Source organism: Corallococcus sp. CA054B (genome assembly GCF_003611625.1).
GTDB classification, from domain to species: domain Bacteria; phylum Myxococcota; class Myxococcia; order Myxococcales; family Myxococcaceae; genus Corallococcus; species Corallococcus coralloides.
The window spans coordinates 1-4,068 of the sequence record NZ_RAVY01000349.1; the positions used below are offsets into that span (position 1 = coordinate 1).

Genomic DNA, 4,068 nt, shown 5'->3' on the forward strand with positions numbered 1-4,068 from the left:
CCTTATCGTCGGCAGCGTCAGATGTGTATAAGAGACAGGCACAGAGCGCACGAACCGTCGGGTGGGGACGGTTTCCGAGGAACCGGAGGCGGTGTACCGCCTCTTCGACGACATGCCCCTGGGCGTGTTCGTGCTTCGGGACGGCCTGCTCATCCACGCCAACGCGGCCCTGTCACGTCTGCTGGGCGTGGCGCGCGAGCAACTGCTGGGCAAGCCGGTGACGGCGCTCCTGTCGGAGCAGGGACCGCTGGAGGACCCGGCGGACCGGCTCGCGCGGCGGCTGGGTTCGTCCCCCGTGGCGGGCACCTATGAGGCGTGGCTGCAGGTCGACACCGGCGGGCTGCGCGTGGAGCTGACGGTGCATCCGCACGCCCGGGATTGGGTGGTGCAGGTGCGCGATGTGACGTCCCGGGTCCGGCGCCGCATGGTGCTGCGGCGGCTGGCGGAGCTGGGAAGCGCGGTGCGTGCGCTGCACTCCGAGGACGCGGTGCGCGAGGAGGTGTTCCGGGGGCTGGAGGCGCTGGAGCTGGGCTTCGCGTGGCTGACGCCCCGGGGCGTGGGCGTGGAGCTGTCCGTGGCGGGACTGTCCCCCCGGCTGGTGCCGCACGCGCCGGCGCTGGGAGGCCGCGTGCGGGTGGAGGCCCCGGGCGGCTGGGCGCCCGCGCTGGTGCGCACCTGGCGCGAAGGCGATGCGTGGGTGGAGGACCTGGGCGTGGAGGCATCCCGGTTCGTGTCCGAAGCGCGCATGGACGCGGTGCTGGCGGTGTTCCGGCGCGTGGAGACGCACCGGGCGGTGGGCGTGCGCATCGACGTGGAGAACGCGCCCATGGCCATGCTGGTGCTGGCCGCGGACTGGCTGAGCGAGGAGGACGTGGCCGCGGTGCGGCTGTTCGGCCAGCAGGTGTCGTCCGCGCTGGACGCGGCGCGCACCATCCAGCGGCTGAGCGTGCGCGCGACGGCGCTCACCGCGCTGGGACGGCTGGCGTCACAGGCCGCGTCCGCGCCCCACCCGCGCGCCTTCTTCGGCTCCGGCACGGAGGAAATCTCCGGCCTGCTGGGCTGCGACGCCGTGTGCCTGCTCCTGCCCGCGGACACGCGGCACGAATCGGGCGAGCCCCTGGAGCTCGTCTACGCGCGCGGCCTGTCCGAGGACGCGGTGGCGCGCGTGCGCCGCGCGCGGCTGGGGTCGCTTCCCCGCCCGGGCGGGATGCCGGACGCGGTGCAGGTGCTGGACGCGGAGACGTGTCCCGCGCCCACGCGCGACGCGCTCCGGGCGCTGGCGTTCCAGACGCTGGTGTCGGTGCCGCTGCGGGTGCGCTCACGCGGCGTGGGCACGTTGAGCGTGCTGTTCCACGCGCGCCGCCGGCTCACCGCGCTGGAGGTGGAGACGCTCCAGGCCATGGGCACGCACTTCGCGGCGGCCATCGAATCCCACCGGCTGCTGGACGAGGTGCGCGGCCGGGCGGAGGACCTGGCGCTGATGCACGAGGTGGGCAAGGCGCTGGCGGCCACGCTGGAGCTGGACCGGCTGCTGGCCACGGGCGTCACCAGCCTGGCGCGCATCGTGGACGTGCCGGACGCGTACGTGCTCCTGCCGGATGCCCAGGGCGAGAGGCTCGCCATCCGCGCGGCGACGGGCGGCCACCCGGAGCTGGTGGGGCGTCACGTGCCGCTGGACCTGTCGTCGAACTCTCTCGCGGCCCAGGTGTACCGCACGCGTCAGCCGCTGCGCATCGAGGACGCGCGGCTGGAGGTGCGGGCGGACGACGAGCTTCGCCAGGCCGCGGAGGCCCAGTCATACATGGTGCTGCCGCTCGCCGTGCATGACCAGATGGTCGGCGTGGCGGTGATGGTGGAGACGCGCCGGCCGCGCCGCTTCACGCCGTCCGAGCTGGAGCGCGCGGACGCCATCGCCAACCAGCTGTCGCTGGCGCTGGAGGGCGCGCGGCTGGTGGAGGACCTGAAGCAGAGCTACGCGGAGCTGGCGCGCGCGCAGGAGCAGCTGGTGAACCGCGAGCGGCTGGTCGCGCTGGGCGAGCTGTCCGCGGTGGTGGCCCACGAGGTTCGCAATCCCCTGGGCGCCATCTTCAATTCGGTGGCCACCATCCGCCGCATCATCGGGCCGGAGAGCCCGGCCATCCCGCTGGTGGACATCGTGGGGGAGGAGGCGGACCGGCTCAACCGCATCGTCGCGGACCTGCTCACGTTCGCGCGGCCTCCGTCGCCACACCTGTATCCGGTGTCGGTGACGCAGCTGTTGGAGGAGGCGGTGAGCAGCGCGCTCGCCGACGTGGGCGGCACCTCGCCGCCGCCGGTGCGGGTGGAGTGGGTGATGGAGGAGGACGTGCCGGCGGTGACGGTGGACGAGCGGCTCATCCGCCAGTGCTTCCTCAACGTGGCGCTCAACGCCGTGCAGGCCATGTTGCCCCAGGGCGGCACGCTGCGCGTGGTGGCGCGCAAGGCGTGGCTGGACCGGGCCGGCGTGCAGGTGGAGATCAGCGACACGGGGCCGGGCATCCCGGCGGAGCTGCGCGCGCGCGTCTTCGAGCCCTTCTTCACCACCAAGGCCCAGGGCACCGGGCTGGGGCTCGCCGTGGTGAAGCGCATCATCGATTCGCACGTGGGCCAGGTGTCGCTGGACGCGCCGGAGACGGGCAAGGGCACCATCTTCCGCCTCTTCCTGCCGCTGGAACCGCCAGTGGCGCCGAACCTGCCCCTGACCGGTGCGTGACGGAACGCGCGGGGGAGAGTGAACAGTCCCCGCTCGAAAATCCCCTTCGCGCACCCGGGTCGCGTCTGCTGCCAGCCTCGAGGATGCACTTCCCAGGGGAAGACGATGCGCGGGTCTCAGGTCGTGGCCGGGATGGTGGCGTGGCTGTTCGGGATGGCGGGCTCCGCTCGCGCGGCGGAGGACGCGCCGCGGAAGGAGGAGCCGCGCGTGGAGCTGCGCGCGGTGGCGGAGCTGGGCTTCCTGGACGTCCTGTCGCACAGCCTGCGCCAGGGGAGCAATGGGACGATCTTCCGCTTCCCGGAGGACGGCGGGCAGGACAACCTCTACACGTTCGTGCGCCTCAGCGCGGAGCTGTCCCTGCGCGGGCGGCACACGCTGGTGTTCCTGGTGCAGCCGTTGGACCTCCAGACGCAGGTCGTGCTGCGGCGGGACGTCACGATTGATGAGCTCACGTTCCCGGAGAACACGAACCTGGACGTGCGCTACGCGTTCCCGTTCTACCGGGCCAGCTACCTCTACGACCTGCTCGGCGGCCCCGAGCGGGAGCTGTCCGTGGGCGCGTCCCTCCAGCTTCGCAACGCGACGTTCGTGTTCACGTCCGCGGACGGCACCCTGCGGCGGACCAGCCGGGACGTGGGGCCGGTGCCGCTGCTCAAGGTGCGCGTGCGCTGGCCGCTGGGCCCGAACTGGTGGGTGGGGCTGGAGGCGGATGGCAGCTACGCGCCGGCGGCCATCATCAACGGCGATAGCGATTCGGCCACGACGGGCGCGCTGCTGGACGCGAGCCTGCGCGGCGGCGTGCGCGTCACCGACCAGGTCGATGTGTTCCTCAACCTGCGCTACCTGGGCGGCGGCGCGCGAGGCACGTCGGACGACAACGACGACGAGTTCGGCGACGGCTTCACGAGCAACTGGCTGAACACCGCCACCGTGTCGCTGGGCATCCAGTACCGCTTGCCGGCGCTGGACTGAAGCGGCGGGCTCAGCCGCCGCCTTCGCCGCCGCTCAGGAGGAGCCACATCACGCCGAAGCCCAAACCGCACGCCAGCGCCACCACCGCGAGCATGGCCCAGAAGCGGTACTGGGGCGGGATGGGCCACAGGCCCTGGAGCGGGTTGCCGCCCGTGGGCTTCTTCACGGGCTTCTTCTTCTTGTCGCGCTTCTGGGCGGCGAGCTCGGCCTCGCGGCGCTTCAGCTCGGCTTGCCGGAGCGCCTCCGAGATGTCCATGTCGTAGCCCACGAGCGTTTCGCGCGTCTTGGTCCGCACCTGCATGGGGCGCGTCTCGTGGGGCCGCTCATTCACGACGGGGGCCTGGCGGCGCGGGGCTTCCTTGGGC

General features: G+C 72.7%; 3 protein-coding genes. 2 read left to right on the forward strand and 1 reads right to left on the reverse strand.

From position 1 onward, the window contains the following. Positions 1–61: 61 nt before the first annotated feature. Positions 62–2,731 (forward strand): GAF domain-containing protein, encoded by a 2,670-nt coding sequence (locus tag D7V80_RS43785; protein WP_120593072.1) that lies wholly within the window; start codon positions 62–64, stop codon positions 2,729–2,731. A 105-nt stretch (positions 2,732–2,836) separates the two neighbouring features. Beyond that, entirely contained in the window at positions 2,837–3,703 is an 867-nt protein-coding gene (locus tag D7V80_RS40345; protein WP_233586086.1) for an outer membrane protein, read from the forward strand. A 10-nt stretch (positions 3,704–3,713) separates the two neighbouring features. Here D7V80_RS40345 and D7V80_RS40350 read toward each other — a convergent pair. Continuing rightward, positions 3,714–4,068: hypothetical protein (locus tag D7V80_RS40350; protein ID WP_233586087.1), on the reverse strand; the 355-nt coding region annotated here is incomplete at its 5' end.